The organism is Streptomyces pseudovenezuelae (genome assembly GCF_029892565.1).
In the GTDB taxonomy this organism is placed as follows: domain Bacteria; phylum Actinomycetota; class Actinomycetes; order Streptomycetales; family Streptomycetaceae; genus Streptomyces; species Streptomyces pseudovenezuelae_A.
The window spans coordinates 1-3,928 of record NZ_JARXVH010000061.1 but is presented as its reverse complement, the minus strand read 5'-3'; the positions used below and the strand labels follow the sequence as shown (position 1 = coordinate 3,928).

Below are 3,928 nucleotides of genomic sequence, written 5' to 3'. Positions count from 1 at the left end.
CTTCGGCTACCTCACCCCGGCCGAGACCCGGCAACGACACCGACACACCCTCGCGGCATAACCATCGAGTGTCCAAGATCACGGGGAAGCTTCATGCAGGTACTCCACCACGTAGCCGCACACGTCGTCGCGGACCTGATCGGCATCCCATTTGGCCCTGCCCAACAGGTGCTGCATGCCGTCCGGAGTGGTCTCGCCCGCCCACTCGGCGATGGTCCAGCAGTTCTTTCTCGACAGGTCCGACACCAGCCCGAGCACCAACCGCGCTGCCCTGCGCCGGGGTTCGACCCGGGTGAAGCGCCCCGCGATCCGGCCCATCAAGCCCTCGAACGCATCCCGCCAGCGAGCGGGATCTATACTGTGACCTGCGGCCACCGTTTCTTCGCTAGTCCACACAACTCACGATGATCACCGGTGGCCGCAGCCGTCTTCTCACCGGCCCTGACCAGCAACATTACGATCTGTGGCTCGAGCAGGCGGCGGCCGAAGGGGCGACGCGGGCGCGCCGTCCCGTGTCAGGAGGACATATGCGACGTGGCGAAGTCTGGTGGGCAGATTTCGACGAGCAGAGGGCAGTCGTACTGCTGTCGGGAGAAGAGGCGTCCGGTTTCTTGGCGATGCAGGTCGTCGCTCCCGCAGGCGCCGATCTCAGCGGCGTGGCCGTTGAGGTGGCAGTAGGTGCCTCCGAAGGACTGCCTCTCGAAGGCGTCCTGAGAGTCGCACTTCCACGTCCCGACCTCATCCCTTGCACTTGGCTGGTCACCCTGGCCAGGGAAGACCTGATTGGGCAGGCGGGCGTCCTGCCGTCCGCGAAGCTCAGCGAGATCGAGGAGGCCCTTCGTCTCGGTGGACTCAAGTAGGCAGGGAGGGACGGACGCCGCCGATGACGCGGCCGGTCTCGTCGAGATGGTCAACGGTGGCCGCGCCATATCAGCGGCGCCCCCACTCGCAAGATCACGAACTACGGCTGGAGTATTAGTACTCCAGTTGCAGTTCTCCATTTCCGCTGGTCATGGTGCCTGTTTCGAGGGTAGTGGCCTGACGGGTTGTCAGGATGACGGTGGTTCGTGACTCACCCGATCGGGGTGCGTTGAGCCAGTCATGGAGACGGATGCCGAAGCGGGACTGTGGACTGCCGAACTGGACGCGTTGCTGCTGCGTGTGGGCGAGCGGTTCGGGCGTATCGAGCCACGGCGGCGGATGCGGGACTACGTGCGTGGGCTGCTCGGCCCGGTCGGCAGGAAGAACAGCTGGCAGCTCGCTGAGCACGCCGACAGCAACAGACTGCTGGTAGACATCGCGGCTCAAGGGGCCCAGTTCCTGATTCGCGCCACCAGCGTCCGACGCCCGCCGGTGCTGGCACTGCTGCCCGACGGCTCCTACCTGACCCGGATCGGTGACCTCTCGTTGCGAGTGAGCTGTTTCAGAGTGGCCACTGATCGGGTGACACCGGCGGTGTGCGCAACGCACGAGGCTCCCGTGCCGTTGGGGGAGGTGTTCGACGTCTCAACCCACAGGCACAGGAGCCAATGCCGCGAAGTTAGAGAGGAAGCTGCCCACGTCAAGTGGGTTGGCGATACTGACGGTTGAGCCGTACGGCGCAACGGGACCTCTGAGAGGATGTTCGTGTCATCTATGCGGCGGTTTATGGCAGTTGGTGCATGCCGGGAATCGACGTGTACAGGTAGAACAGGCGGTATGTCTCTTCGGTCGCGACGCACCTGATCTTGCGTTTCACCCCGTTTGCTACCGATAGCTCCTGTCCGGTTCGAATACGCACCTGAACTTGGCTTTTGCCTCGCCCGATCGAGCGATATGCCCGGTTGAGTACCTCGTGCGTCAGTATCCTCATGGCCTCTTCGAAGCAGCGCAAGCCCTATCTGAGCGACCTGTCCGACGCCCGCTGGGCGCTGATGGAACCGACGTTGACGGCTTGGCGGGCCGAGCGGCAGAAGACCTCCCTCAATCTCGGCGGCAAGGTCACTGACCTGCGCGAAGTGATGGACGCGATCCTCTTCCTGAACCGGACCGGCGTCCCGTGGCGCTACCTTCCGCACGACTTCCCGCCGCACACCACCGTGTTCAGCTACTTCAGCGACTGGACCGCCGACGGCACCATCGAGAAACTCGGCCTCCACCTGCACCGCATGGTCCGTGAGCAGGAAGGACGCACCGCCGAGCCCACCGCCTGCGTCATCGACGCCCAGAGCATCAAGACCGCCCCCAGTGTCCCCACCGATACGCAGGGGACCGACGCCGGCAAGAAGATCGTGGGCCGCAAACGCAGCATCGTCGTCGACACCCTCGGCCTATTACTGCTGGTCATGGTGACCGCGGCCAGCGTCTCCGACAACGAGGCCGGCAAGCAGCTCCTCACCCAGATCGCCGCCGACCACCCCACGATCACCAAGGCGTGGGTCGACACCGGCTACAAGAGCCAGGCCATCGAGCACGGCGCCGCCCTCGGTATCGACGTCGACGTCGTCCCGAGAAACACGCAGGTCAAAGGGTTTTCTGTGGTTCCGAGAAGGTGGGTGGTGGAGCGAAGCTTCGGTTGGATCATGATGCACCGCCGCCTCGCCCGGGACTACGAGGCCAAACCCGCCCACTCCGAGAGCATGATCCGCCTCGCGATGATCTCCAATCTCGCGAAACGAGCAACCGGCGAAACACCCATAACCTGGCACAACCCATGAACTATCCCTCAATCAAGCGGGACGTCCTCTCAGAGGACGTTCGTGGTACTTACGTGATGGTTTGAGGTGGTTGTGTCGTGCCGGGTTTGGCCGTATCCAGGCAGAACAAGTGATTTGCGGTTACAGCTTCAGCGGGCGTGACCTTGCGTTTCAGCGCGGTTTCAGCTGATAGCTCCTGTCCGGTTCGAGGAACCTGCCGAAAGCGGCTTTTGCCTCGCTCGATCGAGCGATATGCCCGGTCCTGGACCCCATGCATGAGTATCCCCATGACTTCTTCGCAGCCGCGCCTGCCGTACCTGAGTGATCTCTCCGATGCCCGCTGGGAGTTGATGGAGCCGACCTTGACGGCCTGGCGGGCCGAGCGGCAGAAGACCTCGCTCAACCTCGGCGGCAGGGTTACTGACCTGCGGGAAGTCATGAACGCGATCCTCTTCCTCAACCGGACCGGCGTCCCGTGGCGCTATCTGCCGCACGATTTCCCGCCGCACACCACGGTGTTCGGCTACTTCAGCGCCTGGACCGCCGACGGCACCATCGAGAAACTCGGCGTGCACCTGCACCGGATGGTCCGTGAGCAGGCAGGACGCACCGCGGAGCCCACCGCGTGCGTGATCGATGCGCAGAGCGTCAAGACCGCGACCAGCGTCCCCTCCGACACTCAGGGCACGGATGCAGGGAAGAAGATCGTGGGCCGCAAGCGCAGCATCGTCGTCGACACGCTCGGCCTGTTACTGCTGGTCATCGTGACCGCCGCCAGCGTCTCCGACAACGAGGCCGGCAAGCAACTCCTCACCCAACTCGCCACAGACCACCCCACGATCACCAAGGCATGGGTCGACACCGGCTACAAGACCAAGGCCATCGAGCACGGCGCCGCCCTCGGCATCGATGTCGACGTAGTCCCACGAAACGAGCAGGTCAAAGGCTTCTCGGTGATCCCCAGGCGCTGGGTCGTGGAGCGAAGTTTCGGGTGGATCATGATGCACCGCCGCCTCGCCCGCGACTACGAGACCAAACCTGCGCATTCCGAGAGCATGATCCGCCTCGCGATGATCTCGAACCTTGCGAAACGAGCAACCGGAGAAACACCCATAACCTGGCACAACCCATGAACCATACGGTGTTCAATCGGAACGTCCTCTGATAGGCAGGAGTGATCCGCCAAGGTCAATCCGAGCGCCGAGGTCCTGTTGCTCCAGCCTGCCACCAGCACTCTCACGCGAACCCTGACC

The 3,928-nt window shown here is 63.6% G+C and carries 3 protein-coding genes and 2 pseudogenes; 4 read left to right on the top strand and 1 reads right to left on the bottom strand.

Annotation, left to right across the window (positions count from 1 at the left end; genetic code table 11):
- Positions 1 to 90 precede the first annotated feature (90 nt).
- Positions 91 to 318, bottom strand: a pseudogene (locus M2283_RS51385) (transposase); the annotation flags it as partial.
- A gap of 86 nt (positions 319 to 404) precedes the next feature.
- On the opposite strand from M2283_RS51385, the gene M2283_RS51380 reads away from it, so the two are divergent.
- From M2283_RS51380 to M2283_RS51365, 4 genes and pseudogenes are all read left to right on the top strand, one after another.
- Positions 405 to 860, top strand: a complete 456-nt coding sequence (locus tag M2283_RS51380; RefSeq protein ID WP_348538997.1) for a type II toxin-antitoxin system PemK/MazF family toxin — start codon at positions 405 to 407, stop codon at positions 858 to 860.
- 241 nt (positions 861 to 1,101) lie between these two features.
- Positions 1,102 to 1,272: pseudogene (locus M2283_RS51375) on the top strand (IS701 family transposase); the annotation flags it as partial.
- A gap of 578 nt (positions 1,273 to 1,850) precedes the next feature.
- Positions 1,851 to 2,696: an IS5 family transposase gene (locus tag M2283_RS51370; RefSeq protein WP_280883546.1), complete on the top strand. Its 846-nt coding sequence runs from the start codon at positions 1,851 to 1,853 to the stop codon at positions 2,694 to 2,696.
- Positions 2,697 to 2,962: 266 nt separating this feature from the next.
- Positions 2,963 to 3,808: an IS5 family transposase gene (locus tag M2283_RS51365; RefSeq protein WP_280883547.1), complete on the top strand. Its 846-nt coding sequence runs from the start codon at positions 2,963 to 2,965 to the stop codon at positions 3,806 to 3,808.
- The last annotated feature ends 120 nt before the right edge of the window (positions 3,809 to 3,928 follow it).